Source organism: Paractinoplanes deccanensis (assembly GCF_016862115.1).
Lineage (GTDB): Bacteria > Actinomycetota > Actinomycetes > Mycobacteriales > Micromonosporaceae > Actinoplanes > Actinoplanes deccanensis.
Window position 1 is genome coordinate 1 of the sequence record NZ_BOMI01000038.1, and the last position, 13,634, is coordinate 13,634.

General features: G+C 72.2%; 14 protein-coding genes. 7 read left to right on the plus strand and 7 right to left on the minus strand.

All coding sequences use genetic code 11. The annotated features are described in order from the left end of the window. From Ade02nite_RS12035 to Ade02nite_RS12050, 4 genes are all read right to left on the minus strand, one after another. A partial coding sequence (locus Ade02nite_RS12035; RefSeq protein WP_203761689.1) for a hypothetical protein occupies positions 1-1,208 on the minus strand: 1,208 nt, incomplete at its 3' end. A gap of 106 nt (positions 1,209-1,314) precedes the next feature. Then, positions 1,315-2,013 carry an anti-sigma factor family protein gene (locus Ade02nite_RS12040; protein ID WP_203761690.1) on the minus strand — a complete coding sequence of 233 codons (699 nt, stop codon included), beginning with the start codon at positions 2,011-2,013 and terminating at the stop codon, positions 1,315-1,317. Further along, positions 2,010-2,438: a sigma factor-like helix-turn-helix DNA-binding protein gene (locus tag Ade02nite_RS12045; RefSeq protein ID WP_203761691.1), complete on the minus strand. Its 429-nt coding sequence runs from the start codon at positions 2,436-2,438 to the stop codon at positions 2,010-2,012. The genes Ade02nite_RS12040 and Ade02nite_RS12045 overlap by 4 nt, the downstream gene beginning before the upstream one ends. Then, entirely contained in the window at positions 2,435-4,165 is a 1,731-nt protein-coding gene (locus Ade02nite_RS12050) for a YncE family protein (protein WP_203761692.1), read from the minus strand. Before Ade02nite_RS12050 ends, Ade02nite_RS12045 begins: the two co-directional genes overlap by 4 nt. 103 nt (positions 4,166-4,268) lie before the next feature. Here Ade02nite_RS12050 and Ade02nite_RS12055 point away from each other — a divergent pair, with 103 nt between their 5' ends. Then, on the plus strand, positions 4,269-4,832 hold the full coding sequence (locus Ade02nite_RS12055; RefSeq protein WP_203761693.1) for a hypothetical protein: 564 nt from the start codon (positions 4,269-4,271) through the stop codon (positions 4,830-4,832). Here the strand turns inward: Ade02nite_RS12055 and Ade02nite_RS12060 are convergent. Beyond that, entirely contained in the window at positions 4,825-5,310 is a 486-nt protein-coding gene (locus Ade02nite_RS12060; protein WP_203761694.1) for a TspO/MBR family protein, read from the minus strand. The two genes, Ade02nite_RS12055 and Ade02nite_RS12060, sit on opposite strands and share 8 nt — an antisense overlap. 119 nt (positions 5,311-5,429) lie before the next feature. On the opposite strand from Ade02nite_RS12060, the gene Ade02nite_RS12065 reads away from it, so the two are divergent. From Ade02nite_RS12065 to Ade02nite_RS12090, 6 genes are all read left to right on the plus strand, one after another. Continuing rightward, on the plus strand, positions 5,430-6,251 hold the full coding sequence (locus tag Ade02nite_RS12065; RefSeq protein WP_203761695.1) for a S1C family serine protease: 822 nt from the start codon (positions 5,430-5,432) through the stop codon (positions 6,249-6,251). A 13-nt stretch (positions 6,252-6,264) separates the two neighbouring features. After that, positions 6,265-7,281 carry an AAA family ATPase gene (locus tag Ade02nite_RS12070; RefSeq protein WP_203761696.1) on the plus strand — a complete coding sequence of 339 codons (1,017 nt, stop codon included), beginning with the start codon at positions 6,265-6,267 and terminating at the stop codon, positions 7,279-7,281. 3 nt (positions 7,282-7,284) lie between these two features. Next, on the plus strand, positions 7,285-8,166 hold the full coding sequence (locus Ade02nite_RS12075) for a DUF58 domain-containing protein (protein WP_203761697.1): 882 nt from the start codon (positions 7,285-7,287) through the stop codon (positions 8,164-8,166). Continuing rightward, positions 8,163-9,137, plus strand: coding sequence for a VWA domain-containing protein (locus Ade02nite_RS12080; protein WP_203761698.1), 975 nt, complete (start codon positions 8,163-8,165; stop codon positions 9,135-9,137). The genes Ade02nite_RS12075 and Ade02nite_RS12080 overlap by 4 nt, the downstream gene beginning before the upstream one ends. Further along, positions 9,137-10,216, plus strand: coding sequence for a VWA domain-containing protein (locus Ade02nite_RS12085; RefSeq protein ID WP_203761699.1), 1,080 nt, complete (start codon positions 9,137-9,139; stop codon positions 10,214-10,216). The genes Ade02nite_RS12080 and Ade02nite_RS12085 overlap by 1 nt, the downstream gene beginning before the upstream one ends. A 176-nt stretch (positions 10,217-10,392) precedes the next feature. Next, on the plus strand, positions 10,393-10,650 hold the full coding sequence (locus tag Ade02nite_RS12090) for a hypothetical protein (protein ID WP_203761700.1): 258 nt from the start codon (positions 10,393-10,395) through the stop codon (positions 10,648-10,650). A gap of 5 nt (positions 10,651-10,655) precedes the next feature. On the opposite strand, the gene Ade02nite_RS12095 is transcribed toward Ade02nite_RS12090, so the two are convergent. Next, a complete protein-coding gene (locus tag Ade02nite_RS12095; RefSeq protein WP_203761701.1) occupies positions 10,656-12,464 on the minus strand; it encodes a DUF6311 domain-containing protein in 1,809 nt (602 codons plus the stop codon). 160 nt (positions 12,465-12,624) lie between these two features. Next, positions 12,625-13,602 carry a glycoside hydrolase family 18 protein gene (locus Ade02nite_RS12100; RefSeq protein WP_203761702.1) on the minus strand — a complete coding sequence of 326 codons (978 nt, stop codon included), beginning with the start codon at positions 13,600-13,602 and terminating at the stop codon, positions 12,625-12,627. Positions 13,603-13,634: the final 32 nt, after the last annotated feature.

Sequence of the window (13,634 nt, forward strand, 5' to 3'; positions counted from 1 at the left end):
CCGTAAGAAGCCGGCCCAACAGGCTGGCCGTAAGAAGCCGGCGCGATCGGGTAACCGTCTGGGGCCGCCGCCGGATCGGCTCGATAGGTGGCCGCCGCCGGGTGCCCCTGAAGGGCTGGCGCCATCGGATACCCGTAAGCGGGCACCCCCGGATGACTGCGCCGGGACGCCCGGTCGCGGTACAGCGGCTCGAGGGGCTCCGCCCGATAGGACGGCTCGATCGGGTGGCTTCTGTTCGGCGGGCGCCAGATCGGGGGCGCGCCCCACCAGATGACCTTTTCGCCGAGGGGGCGGACCCACGACGGGATCTCGGGGGCCGGCAGGGCGACGCGCACCGTCTGGGGCAGGGCGGCCTGGGCGGCGCTCTCCTCGGGCTTTGCCGTGACGTGGGTGGCGGGGGCCGTGGCCAGGACCACCGCGGCCATGATGGTGGCCGCGCCGGCTATGGCGGCGGGGAGCAGCCAGCCCTCGCGGACCGTGTCGCCCAGGAAGGCCATCGCCACCACCGAGGGGGCGCAGACCTCGGCCGTCCAGTGGATCGCGGTGACCGGGCCGACGTCGCCGTGCTGGAGGGCGTGGGCGTAGAGCATCATGCCGGTCGCGGCGAAGGTGAGCAGGGCCAGCGTGAGCGGCTCGGTGACGATCGCCAGGGCCGTCTGGCCGGCGCTGAGGCCCTCGGGCACCGGCAGGGAGCGGCCGATCAGGGCGGCGCCGCCGAGGGAGAGGCCGGCGAACGCGGCGATGAGGCCGCCGGGGGCCTGCACCTTGGCGGCGCCCCAGCCGACCAGCACCATCACCATCGCGGCGGCGCAGAGGGCGAAGCGTAGCTCGTCCGTCGTGTGCACCTCGTCCTGCGGGCCGGCGGAGAGGGCCAGGAAGCTGAGCGACGCGATCGTGACGACGATCGCGAACGAGTCGCGTTTGCGCAGGTGGCAGCCGAGGGCGAAGCGGGCGACCAGCACGGTGATGGCGAGGGAGCCGGCGAGGATCGACTCGACGACGTAGACGGCCAGCTCGCGCAGGGCGATCATGGCGCCGATCCAGGCGAGGATGTCGAAGAGGATGCCCAGCAGGTAGAGCGGGTGGGCCATCGTGCGCACGGTGCCGACGCTGCGGCGGGCGCCGACGGCCTGGAGGATCGAGGCGGTCGCGTAGCAGAGCGAGCCGAAGACGGTGATGCCCAGGGCGACCCAACCGGCGGTGGTCACGTCAGCCACCCCCTGCCGAAGGGAAAAGTGACGCTTCGTATTCGAGCAATCACGCTCTGATGATATGCGTCGAAGTAAGCGAGCGCGAGAGCTGGCCCAAGACCAACTACAGGTCGACGCGGACCAGGGGCTTGCCGCCGTACGTCTCGACCTCCACGGCCGACACGTCGGCCGGCGCGACCAGGGCGCTTCCGTCCATGGTGGTGCCCGCGGAGGCGCCCGCCTCGGAGACGAGCCAGCTGCCGGCGAGCTGGCGGGAGCCGTCCTTCGCCACGACGTAGAGGCGGCACTGCTCGCCCGTGGGAACGCCGCCGACGGTGGCGCTCAGCCGCACCCAGCCGGCCGCCGGGCGCACGGTGACGTTCATGCTCGCGCCCGTGGCCTCGTTGGTGGACGCGCCGGAGACCGCGGGCGGCGTGGAGACCGGGGACGGCGGGGGCGCGGCGGCGGCCGATGCGGACGGCGCCGAGCTGCGCCCGGCCCAGGCGCCGCCGCCGAGGGCCGCGATCGCGACCAGCGCGGCCACCAGCGACCACAGCACGCGGCGCCGTCGCTCGCGGGCGGCGCCCTCCTCCCGTACCTGCTGGAGGGTCCTCTGCAACAGCAGATCGCCACCCTGCGGCGGCCCGTCGAGGAACGCCTCGGGCGGCACCTCGCCGAGCAGCTCCTCGGTGGCGCGCAGCTCACCCACCTCGCGCCGGCACGTCTCGCAGCCCTCCACGTGCGCGTGCACGGCGGCCCACTCGTCGTCGTCGAGGACGCCGAGGGCGTACGCGCCGAGCTGATCCGTCGCGTGCGCGCTCACGACGAGGCCTCGCGCAACCGGAGCAGCGCCTGGCGACTGCGGGTCTTCACGGCCTCGGCCGGAACGCCGAGCGAGGTGGCCGCCTCCTTGACGTTGCGCCCCTGGAAGTAGAGGGCGTTCAGCACGTCGCGCTCCTCGCGCGGCAGCGCCTCGACCGCGCGCAGCAGCTCCAGGTTGCCGGCGGGTGGCACGGCGGCCGCCCGGGGACGGGCCCGCAGCCGCTCCACGGCGAGATCGCGCGCGATGGTGAAGAGCTCGGCGCGGTCGGCAGCGTACGAGGCTCGCACCAGCGTCTCGCGGACCACCTCGGCACCCTCGTTGTGGTCGCCGAGCAACCTCGAGGCGTACGCCAGCAGCGCCGCGCCGTGCTCGGTGAAGAGCCGCCGCACGAGCACCTCGCCGGCGGTGCGGTCGCGCCGGCTCACTCCCCCACCCGCAGCACCGTGAGCGTGTGGTCCTTGCCGTTGGAGATGTAGGCGAAGCGGCCGTCGGGCGCCACCGCGATGGTGCGCGGGCTGCCGCCGACCCGCACGGTGGCGGCGGTGGCGCCGGTGGTCGTGTTGAGCACGGTCACCGTGTTGTCGCCCTCGTTCACCACGTACGCGTGCCGGCCGTCCGGCGCGACGGCGACGCTCTGCGGGTCGCGCCCGACCTTGAACGGCCCGCTGCGGCGCAGCGTGTTCGCGTCGATGAGGTCGGCCGTGTGCGCCTCGTAGCCCGCCACCAGCACGACCCGGCCGTCCGGCGAGACCGCGATGCTGTGCGGCGCGCGGCTCACGTCGATGGTCCGGAGCAGCCGGTTGGTCCGCATGTCGATGACGGAGACCTGGTTGGACTCGTGGTTGGCGGTGAACGCCCGGCCGAGGTCGGCGGAGAAGCCGACGGCGTGCGGGTTGGGCGGCACGGTGATGTTGGCGATCATCCGGAGGCTGCCGGCCGCGAAGACCTCGACCCGGCCCTCGCTGTGGATCGGCACCCAGAGGTCGCCGTCGGGACCCACCGACAACGTGTACGGCTGAAGGCCGGTCTGCAGGTAGCGGACGACCTGACGGGTGCGCGCGTCCACGACGGCGACGCCGCTGCCGGTGCGCTTGTCGTCCTCGTACATGGACACGAAGACGAGCCGGCCGTCGCGGGACGTGGTGACGAAGCGGGGCGTGTTGCGCAGCTGCACCGAGGCGACCTTGCGGCTCGGCACATCCATGATCGAGAGGATGTGCGAGTCCTGGTTGGCGACATAGACCGTGCGGCCGTCGGGCGAGACGGTGACGCCCTCGGGCTCGGTGCCCACGCGGACCGTGCCGGCCACGGCGGGCTTGGCGACGCTGCGGACGCGCTGGCCGAGCGGCACGCGGGTGACCTTAGGCGAGGCCGGCGCGGCGGGGCCGACCGACTCGACGGCGGGCAGCTCCTCGGTGGGCCCCGCGACCACCTGCTGGGCGGGCGGGTCCTGGCCGTCGTTGAGCAGGGCCATCGCGACGCCGGCGCCGCCCAGCACGACGAGCGTGGTGAGGATGGCGACCAGCACGGTGGTGCCGATCTGGCGGCGCGGGGGCGGTGGCGGCGGGGGCAGCACGGTGAGCCGGGCCGGGCCGTAGCCGCCGTAGCCGGACACCCCGTCGTAGGTCCGCACGCCGGCGACCGGCTCGGCGGGCACGCGCTCCATGGCGATCGCGGCGGCGACCTGGCCGGTCACCCGCACGTCGGCCCAGCCGGCCGGGCCCCGGACGGTGACCGATCCGTCGAGCCAGTCGGAGCGGGGCAGCCACATGATCCGCAGCTGGCGGTCGGTGAGCATGGCCCGCAGGCCGGGACCCGAGACGGTGACCGTGGCGCCCGCGAGCGCGAGTGGCGGGCCCTCGACGCGCACGTCGGCGACGAGGCGGGGCGTCTCGGCCGCGACCACGCCGAAGTCGATGCGGTCGGGGTCGAGGCGCACGGCGGTGCGCTCCAGGGCCGCGGCCGCGGCGGCGGAGACGCTGCGGCTGTCGTCGTCCATCATCCCCTGAAGTGCCTGCCGGGCGGCGGCGGCCGCCGCGAGGTCGGCGCCCCACGCGAGCTCGGCCAGCTGCTCCACGGCGGACAGGCGGCTCTCCCGGATCGGGCTCCCGATCTCGGCCAGCACACTCGGAGGCAGGTGCTCTTCACTCATAGTGTCACCGCGATCATCATGCTGTGACGAAGGCACCTTATGGAAGACACAGAGCGAAGTTGGCACCTGTTTCGATATGCATCGTTGTCGCTAAGATCCGCCGGTGCCTCCCACCGTCGCCTCCCTGACCGGGTACGTCGAGCGCGATCTCGGCGCTGACCTGGACCGTTTCCTTCCCCACGCCGAGACCGCCGTCGTCACCGGCGCCAAACCGGTCGAGCCCTTCCTCGCCCGCCTCGCGCCGGCGGACGCGGCTTCGCTCGCCGCCTTCGACCGTCGCGTGCGGTCCGGGACGATGCCCGACATCTGCGACATCGCCGATTGGTCGTACGGGTTCGACTTCGCCGGGAACGGCTGCGGGATCCTCGACTCCGGCTACGAGACCGAGCTGTCCGACGACGACGTCTACTCGATCGGCGCGGACGGCGGCGGCAACTACTACGTGGTCCTCACCAACGGGCAGGTCGCCGTGTGGTTCCACGAGGAGGAGGTCGTCGAGGAGGGCACCCGGTTCGCCAATCTCGACGTCTTCGTCTGGCACATGGTCCGTTATCGGGCGGTTCGCGACGGTGTGCTGAGTCGCGGCGAGGTGGCGGCCGATTTTCGGGCGCTGGGCCAGGACGGCGCGCTCGCCGACGAGGCCGGCCTGCTGTCCGCCCTCAGTTGAGCTGCCAGATGGCCAGGTTGAGGGCGCTCGCGTAGGTGACCCACGCCCAGTACGGCAGCAGCAGGAGGGCGGCGCCGCGGCGCACCCGCCAGAAGGCGACGACCGTGGCGCCGATCAGGGCCCAGAGCACGACGATGTCGGCGAAGGCCAGGCCGTACTGGCCGGCGCCGAAGAACAACGGCGTCCAGATCGCGTTGAGCACGAGCTGGGCGGCGTAGAGCCAGATCGGCGCGGCGAGGCCCACGCGCTGCCAGACCAGCCAGCCGGCCACCGCGATCATCGCGTAGAGCACCGTCCACACCGGCCCGAACAACCAGGACGGCGACGCCCAGGCGGGCTGCTCCAGGCCGTTGTACTCGGCGGACGTGCCCGAGACGCCGAGCGCGCCGATCGCCGCGGCGACGAAGACGGCCGCGCCGAAGGCGAGGAGGGCGAGCCAGCGGTGCGCGGTGTGCGGGCTTCGGGCGGCGTACGACATAAGACCGGATTGCCCCCGTACCGGGAGGTGAAACGCCTTATGAAAAGCGGCGCAAGCTCTTAGCGGATTTTGAGAAAGCGCTCCTAGAGTCGAGAGATGACTGTTGCGGGTGTGCCGTGATGGAAGTTCTGCGACCGCCGGACGCCGCGCCCGAGCCGCCGCCGGCGAAGAGGAAGATCTCGCTGCCGAAGGTGCCGGGCCGCAAGGTCCTGATCGGTGCGGTCGCGGTCTGGGCCGTGGCGATCACCGCGGTCGTGCTCTTCCGCTCGCCCGAGCAGCCGGCCGCCGCTCCCCGGCCCGCGCCGTCACCCTCCGCCCCGACGGGGCCGCTGACCGTGCCCGAGGTCTATCAGGCACTGCGCCCGTCGGTAGTGCTCATCAAGGCCGGCGGCAGCAGCGCCGGCGCCGACAGCGGCACGGGCTTCATCATCAACGCCGACGGCACCATCCTCACGGCCTATCACGTGGTCGAGGGCGCCAAGACCATTCAGATCTCGTACGCCGACGGCAGCGAGACGGCCGCACAGCTCGCGAGCTCCGCCCCCGAGCAGGACATCGCGACCCTCACCCCCGCGAAGCTGCCGGAGACCGTCGTGCCGGCCGTGCTCGGCGGCGGCGCGGCGGTCGGCGACGACGTGGTGGCGATCGGCAACCCGCTCGGCCTCACCGCGACCACCACCAGCGGGGTCGTCTCCGGCCTGGAGCGCACCCTCTCGCGCGACCGGGGCGGCGACATCGCCGGGCTCATCCAGTTCGACGCGGCGGTCAACCCGGGCAGCTCGGGCGGGCCGCTGATCAACGACCAGGGCCAGGTGGTCGGCGTCGTGGTCGCGCTCGCCAACCCGACCGACGCGGGCACCTTCATCGGCATCGGCTTCGCCGTCCCCATCGGCGCCGCCCTCGGCGCCGGCGAGGGCGACGGGCAAGCACCCCCTCTCTGACAAGGACGGACGCATGAACCAGCCGGCACGCGGCCCCTACAACTGGACCGACGCCCCGGCGGCCTCGGCCGGGCCGATCGAAAAGGTGCTCTACGAGGTCAAGAAGACCATCGTGGGCCAGGACATCCTGCTCGAACGGCTCCTCGTGGCCCTGCTCTCGCGCGGGCACATCCTGGTCGAGGGCGTGCCCGGCCTCGCCAAGACCCTCGCGGTCAAGTCGCTCGCCGAGGCGATCGGCGGCGACTTCCACCGGGTGCAGTTCACCCCCGACCTGGTGCCCGCCGACATCGTCGGCACCCGCGTCTACCACCAGCCCACCGGCGAGTTCCAGGTGCAGCTCGGGCCGGTCTTCACCAACCTGCTGCTCGCCGACGAGATCAACCGCGCCCCCGCCAAGGTCCAGTCGGCGCTGCTCGAGGTCATGCAGGAGCGCCAGGTCACCATCGGCCGCGAGACCCACAAGGTGCCCAACCCGTTCCTGGTCATGGCGACGCAGAACCCGATCGAGACCGAGGGCACCTATCCGCTGCCCGAGGCCCAGGTCGACCGCTTCATGATGAAGGTCCTCGTCGGCTACCCCAGCGCCACCGAGGAGTTCGTGGTGGTCGAGCGCGCCCTGCAACGGGCCGCGGTCATCCAGAAGATCATCGATCCCGAGTCGCTGGTGGGGCTGCAAGAGGAGGCCGATCGGGTGTACGTCGACCCATCGCTGATCGAGTTCGCCGTCAGCCTCGCGCACGCCAGCCGCGACCCCGCCCGCGTCGGCCTCACCGACCTGGCCCGCTACGTCACCTTCGGCGCCAGCCCGCGCTCCTCGATCAGCCTGGTGCTCGCCGCCCGGGCGCTCGCCTACATCCGCGGCCGCGAGTACGTGGTGCCGGAAGACCTGACCGACCTGGCCCTCGACGTGATGCGGCACCGCATGGTGCTGTCCTACGAGGCGCTGTCCGACGAGGTGACGCCCGACCTGATCCTCTCCAAGATCCTGGCGAACGTCGCGATCCCGGAGCCCGCCGGCCGGGGCCGCTGAGCCATGACCACCCCTCCGGACCGGCTGCTGCGGCGCCTGGAGTGGCGGCTCGGCCGCCGCCTCGACGGCCGCCTCCAGGGCGCCTACCGCACGGTGTGGCACGGCACCGGCATCGACTTCACCGACCTGCGCGCCTATGTGCTCCAGGACGACGTCCGGCACATCGACTGGAACGTCACCGCCCGGCTCGACGAGCCGTACATCCGGCAGTACACCGAGGACCGCGAGCTCACCGCGTGGCTGGTGGTCGACCGGTCGGCGTCGATGCGGTTCGGCCGCGGCGGCGGCAAGGACTCCGTCGCCACCGAGCTCGCCATCAGCCTGGCCCGCCTGGTGTCGCAGGGCGGCAACCGGGTCGGTGCCGTGCTGTTCGACAACGGCAGACACGAGATCATCCCGCCCCGGCCGGGCCGCGACCAGATTCTGCGGATCACGCGGTCGCTGACCGCCGTGCCGGAGAAATCGTCGTCGGTCACCGACTTGTCCGAGATGTTCAAGCTGGCCGCGCTGACCACCGCGCGCCGCCGCAGCCTGATCTTCGTGATGTCGGACTTCATCGCCGAGCCGGGCTGGGAGCGCGCGCTGGCGATGCTCACCCACCGGCACGAGGTCGTGGTGATCCGCGTCGTCGACCCCAGCGAGATGGAGCTGCCCGACGTCGGCCTGATCCTGGTCGAGGACGCCGAGACCGGCGAGCAGCTGCTCGTCGACACCAGCGACCCGCTGCTGCGCGGCCGCCTCGCCACCCAGGTCACCGCTCGCGAGGACCAGGTCGCCGAGGGCATGCGCAAGGCCGGCGTCGCCGCCCACCGGGTCACCACCGACCAGGACATGCTGGCGGCGCTGATCGAGATGGTCCGCACCTCCGGGCGGGGGCGCCGATGAGCTTCCTCTATCCCCTGGTCCTGATCGCCGCGGTGGTCGTCACGGCGGCGGCGGTCGCCGGCTACGTCGCGCTCCAGCGGCGCCGCAGCGCGGCGCTGGCCGCGGCCGGTTTCGCCGGCCTGGTCTCGCGCGGCTCGGCGGTGCGCCGTCACCTGCCGTACGCCCTGATCCTGATCGCCCTGCCGGTCCTGCTGGTGGGCCTGGCCCGGCCGCAGGCCGAGCTGAGCGTGCCGCGGGTCTCCGGGACGGTGCTGCTGGCCTTCGACGTGTCGAACAGCATGCGCGCCACCGACGTCACCCCGACCCGGCTGGCCGCGGCGCAGCAGGCGGCGAAGGACTTCGTCGAGGACCAGCCCGACACGGTCGACGTGGGCGTGCTCGTCTTCGGCGACCAGGCGCTGCTCACCCAGGCGCCGACGGACGACCACAACGCCGCGATCGCCGCGATCGGCCGGCTCTCCGCGAGCGGCGGCACGTCGCTGGGCCAGGCGATCCTGGTCGGGCTCGGCACCATCACCGGCAAGCCGGTCGCGCTGCCCGCCGACGGCGCCGCGCCCACCACGCAGGACCTCGGCTACTGGCCGTCCGCCACCATGGTCGTCTTCTCGGACGGGCAGGAGACCGGCGGGCCGGACGTCGAGGCGGCGTCCGAGCTGGCGGCCGCCGCGGGCGTGCGCATCCAGACGGTCGGCGTGGGCACGGCCAAGGGCGCGACCGTCGAGGTGGACGGCTTCCAGCTCGGCACCCGGCTCGACGAGCAGGTGCTCACCACCATCTCCCAGGTCACCGGCGGCTCGTACCACCCGGCCGGCGACGCGGCGGCCGTGTCCGAGACGACCAAGTCGATCGACCTGCGGCTGACCGCCAAGAAGGAGCCGGTCGAGCTGACCGGGCCGTTCGCCGGTGCCGCGCTGCTGCTGCTCATGCTCGGCGCGCTGCTCGGCACCCGCTGGCACGGAAGGATCGTCTGATGTCGTTCAGCTGGCCGTGGGCGCTGCTCGCGCTGCTGGCCGTGCCGCTGCTGCTCGCGGCCCGCTGGTGGCTCACCAGGCGCCGCAAGCGGACCGCCGTCACCGTCTCGAGCGTCGCGGTGATCCGGGCCGCCCTGCCCGGGCGCACCTCCTGGAAGCGCCGCGTCCCGGCCTGGCTCTTCCTCGCCGGGCTGCTGCCGCTGGCGCTGGGCATGGCCCGCCCGCAGGCGACGGTGTCGGTGCCGTCGAACAGCACGTCGATCCTGCTCGCCATCGACGTGTCCGGCTCGATGTGCTCGACCGACGTGCAGCCCAACCGGTTCTCGGTGGCGACCGACGCGGCCCGCAAGTTCATCGAGGAGCAGCAGGACGGCACGCGGATCGGGCTGGTGGCCTTCTCCGGCATCGCCGGCCTGCTGGTGGCGCCGACCACCGACAAGGACGCGCTGCTCGACGCGATCGGCACGCTGCGCACGGCTCGCGGCACGGCGATCGGCCAGGCGATCCTGACGTCGATCGACGCGATCGCCGAGGGCAACCCGAACGTCGCGAAGACCGGCTCGGAGCTGGCGGCCCCGGCCACACCGGCGCAGCCCGGCGACTACGAGCCGGACACCATCGTGGTGCTGACCGACGGCTCCAACACGACCGGCGTCGACCCGGTGACCGCCGCCGAGCAGGCGGCGGCCCGCAAGGTGCGCGTCTACACGATCGGTTTCGGCACGACCGAACCGGCGCCCATGGTCTGCACGGCCGACCAGATCGGCGGCGATTCCCCGTTCGGCGGCGGCCGCTTCGGCGGCGGTGGCGGGCGCGGCATGGGCCGCAATCAGGAGATCGACGAGGAGGCCCTGACAAAGGTCGCCGACGTGACCGGCGCCAAATACTTCCGGGCCGAGGACGCCGATCAGCTGGTGGACGTGCTGACCGATCTGCCGCGCGAATTCAACCTGCGCAAGCAGGAGGTCGAGGTGTCGGCGTGGTTCGTTCTGGCGGGCGTATTGCTGGTCTTTGCCGGGGTGGGCCTCTCGCTCTGGTGGAACCGGGCGCCGCTGCCCAAGTCTCACCCACCGTCATGAGCGGCGGTCGCCGTCGCGCGGCCGCCCCTCCCTCAGCATGACCCTACGGCTACTCAGCGTGATGTCGCCGTTTTTCCATAGGAACGGCTTAGGCTTCGTACAGCGAACGCCTCAACTTCGGCATTTACCTTTTCGGTGTACCGAGCAACGCTCCCGCCGAAAGGAAACAGTTGACGATGATTCGCTCCGCCGTCGTCCCCGCCGAATCCGCCGCAACCCAGGTATTTGTCGACTCCACCGGGCGGCGCAAGCGCCTGGTCGGCGTTCTCGGCTTTTTCGTCGCCCTTTTCGCCACCCTTTACATGGCCGTTGTGGGCGCCAGCGTCGTGCAGGCCTCCGATTCAGGCCTTTCCACCAAGGCGACGGTCTCCACCTCGGCGACCGCGAGCGCCACCGCGTCCGCGACCGCGTCGGCCTCGTCGTCGGCCTCCTGACGCCGTCACGACTTCAGGTAGCGAACGTCCCAGAAGAAGCACTCGCCCGCCTGGCGCGGCGGCCCGAGCACCTCGGTCAGCGTGTCTCGCACGGCGCTGCGGCTCCAGGAATACGGCAGGACCACCACCAGCGAGGTCTCCCAATAGCGCAGGTCGTCCCGCACGCTCTGGATCTCCGCGGGCGTCAGCTTGGGTCCCTTCCCGCGGTCGTTGACCCGGACGAGCAGATCGCTGGTGTAGCGCCGCGGCGGTTCCCACGCGCCGGTGATGTCCTCGGGTGGGTTGTGCGGGCCCATGAAGTAGCCGCGCGGCGCCCGGAACTCCAGGCCGGACATGGACACCACCCGCATGCCGTCGATGCCCTGATTGAAGTGGTCGGGGAGCGGCACGGTCAGCACGCTGCCGCCGTCGGTCACGTAGGGCCGGTACATGCGCTCGGTGAAGAACGGTGGCAACGGCGCCGCCGTGATGGTCGGCAGGGGCAACGGGAAGAGCGGGACCAGGGCCGCGGCCATGCCACCGGCGAAGGCGACGCGGCCGCCCCGCACCCGCAGCGAGCGGGCGCGGTCGACGCCGAACGCGAGGAGCAGGCCGACGAGGACGGTCGCGGGCAGCGCGTACCGCGGGACGGTGACCGTGTCGAACAGCGGCAGGTGACGGACCCAGCCCAGCGGCGCGGGCACCGTGCCGGGCTCGGCGGTCAGCCGGAAGTGCCTGCCCAGCGACAGGACGAGCATCACCAGCGCGGCGACAGCGATCGCCCGGGCGATCAGCGAGCGCCGGAGCAGCACCACCGAGACGATGATCATGACGCAGGCGCCGGCGCCCCAGAACGTGTTCGCCTCGGTGATGCTGCCGCTCAGCTGCCGGGCGAGCGACTGGTCGCCGGCGATGGAGAGCCCGGGGTACGCCACGATCGCGCCGAGCGAGGTCGCGTACTGGTCGATCTCGAACGGCTGCCCCCGGTAGTGACCCGGCCCGGCGAACTGGAACCAGAGCGGGTAGGCCACCGCGGCTCCCGCGACCGCGGCCGCGACCAGCAGCCCGGTCACGAAGCGCCGGCCCTCCTCGCGGACGAGGGCCGGCCGGGCCACCACGTAGACCACGGTGATCAGGCCGAGGACCATCGCCGTGAAGAGCAGCAGCTCCTCGTTCAGGAAGATCTGGATGACCACCAGGACGGCCAGGGTGACGCCGCCGCGGACCGCTCGGCCGGGCTCCCGCAGCCGGATCACCTGCCAGACGATGAACGGCAGCACATAGCTGGAGATGAAGTTGAGGTGCCCGCCGGCCTGCGAGATGAAGCCGGGGGCGAACGCGGCCCACAGGCCACCGATCCAGGCCGCCGTCCGGCTCAGGCCCAGGCGGTTGAGCAGCCAGTACCAGGCCGCGGCGGTGCCCGCGAACCCGGCGACGGCGAGCACCGCGGCGGACACTCCCGGGCCGAACCAGTGGGTGATCGGCGACAGCGGGATGCCGGCCGCCAGCATCGACGTGTTGGCCATCATGTTGACGCCGTCCGGCGCGTTGAGCCGGTCGGACCAGAGCGGCGAGGCCCCGTCGAAGACGACCCGCTCGGCGTGCGCCATGAAGAAGACGAACAGGTGGTGGTCGGGCATGTTCGCGGCCAGCAGGCGGTTGCTCGGGTCGGCGAGCAGCCGGCTCATCACGTAGATCGACAGCGACAGGTAGCCGGCGAGCGCCAGCACGTGGCCGCCCACCCGGCGGAGGGTGGATCCGCGCGGCGTCTGCGCCGTCTGGGCCGGCGGCCGCTCTTCCACTGTGGACCGGGGTGGGTCCGCGATCGTGCTCATGGGACGACGAAGCCTTTCGATCACGCGGAACGGCAGGTCTGCACCTGCTGACGACGGCCGCACGCCCCAGGCCGGCGGCCGCTCAGGCTAGCCGATCTGTGTGCCGGCTGTGTGCCCCGAAGTCACCGTGTGAGCAACGCAACTCTGCGTGCTGCCGACATCACGTGGTGAATGTGGCGAACAAGGTCGTAAAGGCGTAGTCCGTCTGCGCGATGCCGCTGCACGTGGCGCTCACCGTGCCGTCCGGGCAGCCGTCGTTGTCCCGGTTGACCGACCAGAAGCGCACGAAGGCCAGGCCCTTCTCCTCGGCCCAGTCGAGCAGGGTCGTGGCGTCGGCGACCGTGGTGGTGGCGTAGGAGTCGTTGGTGCCGATCATCGGGGTGACGCCGAGCATGCCGTAGATCTCGGTGTCGCTCTTGCCGGTCCAGACCGAGGCGACGTCGTCCTTGACCGCCTCGGCGGCCGTGGTCATCGCCGTGCCCCAGCCGGCGGTGCCGCCGTCGAAGTTCATCGTCATCGCGTTGACGGTGACCTCCAGATCGGCCTGTTCGGCGGCCTGGAGCAGCGCGATGCTCGCGTCGGTGAGGCCGAGCACGGTGCCGCCGACCGGCACGGTCAGGGTGATCGAGGTGCCCCGGGCGGCCTGGAGCGTGCTCAGCGCCTTCACGACCGTGGCGGCGGTGACCGTCTGCTCGATGTCCACGTCGAGGAAGTTGCTGCCGGCCTGGTCGAGGGCGGCCTCGTACTGGGCCGCCAGGTCGTCGGCCGAGGTGCAGGCGGTCTCCAGATAGGTGCCGCTGGCACCGCCGGTGGAGACGACGGGGGTGCCGCCCGCCGCGGTGATCTCGGCGATCGAGGCGGCGACCGTGCTGTCGTCGAGGGCCGTCTTGCCGCCCCAGGTGGCCGTGCACGAGCCGGAGCTGTCGGCCAGCACGAAGGCGAGCGTGAAGTCCTTCTGGCCGGTCGCGGAGGCGATCGCGCTGATGTCGGCAGTGCCGCTGACGATGTCGACGTACGGCGCCACGGCGGGCGGGGAGCCGGCGTACGACGGGGAGGCCGTGACCGAGGTGCCCGGATCATCCGACGACGAGGAGCACGCGGCAACGCATACCAGAGTGACGGCAGAGGCGAATGCCATTCGGGCGGACACTCTCGCACTATCCCATTGCG

Excerpts from the sequence above, each read along its gene's own strand:
- Ade02nite_RS12050 (WP_203761692.1), bottom strand. The coding sequence starts at position 4,165 with ATGAGTGAAGAGCACCTGCCTCCGAGTGTGCTGGCCGAGATCGGGAGC.
- Ade02nite_RS12060 (WP_203761694.1), bottom strand. The coding sequence starts at position 5,310 with ATGTCGTACGCCGCCCGAAGCCCGCACACCGCGCACCGCTGGCTCGCC.
- Ade02nite_RS12065 (WP_203761695.1), top strand. The coding sequence starts at position 5,430 with ATGGAAGTTCTGCGACCGCCGGACGCCGCGCCCGAGCCGCCGCCGGCG.
- Ade02nite_RS12070 (WP_203761696.1), top strand. The coding sequence starts at position 6,265 with ATGAACCAGCCGGCACGCGGCCCCTACAACTGGACCGACGCCCCGGCG.
- Ade02nite_RS12075 (WP_203761697.1), top strand. The coding sequence starts at position 7,285 with ATGACCACCCCTCCGGACCGGCTGCTGCGGCGCCTGGAGTGGCGGCTC.
- Ade02nite_RS12080 (WP_203761698.1), top strand. The coding sequence starts at position 8,163 with ATGAGCTTCCTCTATCCCCTGGTCCTGATCGCCGCGGTGGTCGTCACG.
- Ade02nite_RS12085 (WP_203761699.1), top strand. The coding sequence starts at position 9,137 with ATGTCGTTCAGCTGGCCGTGGGCGCTGCTCGCGCTGCTGGCCGTGCCG.
- Ade02nite_RS12090 (WP_203761700.1), top strand. The coding sequence starts at position 10,393 with ATGATTCGCTCCGCCGTCGTCCCCGCCGAATCCGCCGCAACCCAGGTA.
- Ade02nite_RS12095 (WP_203761701.1), bottom strand. The coding sequence starts at position 12,464 with ATGAGCACGATCGCGGACCCACCCCGGTCCACAGTGGAAGAGCGGCCG.
- Ade02nite_RS12100 (WP_203761702.1), bottom strand. The coding sequence starts at position 13,602 with ATGGCATTCGCCTCTGCCGTCACTCTGGTATGCGTTGCCGCGTGCTCC.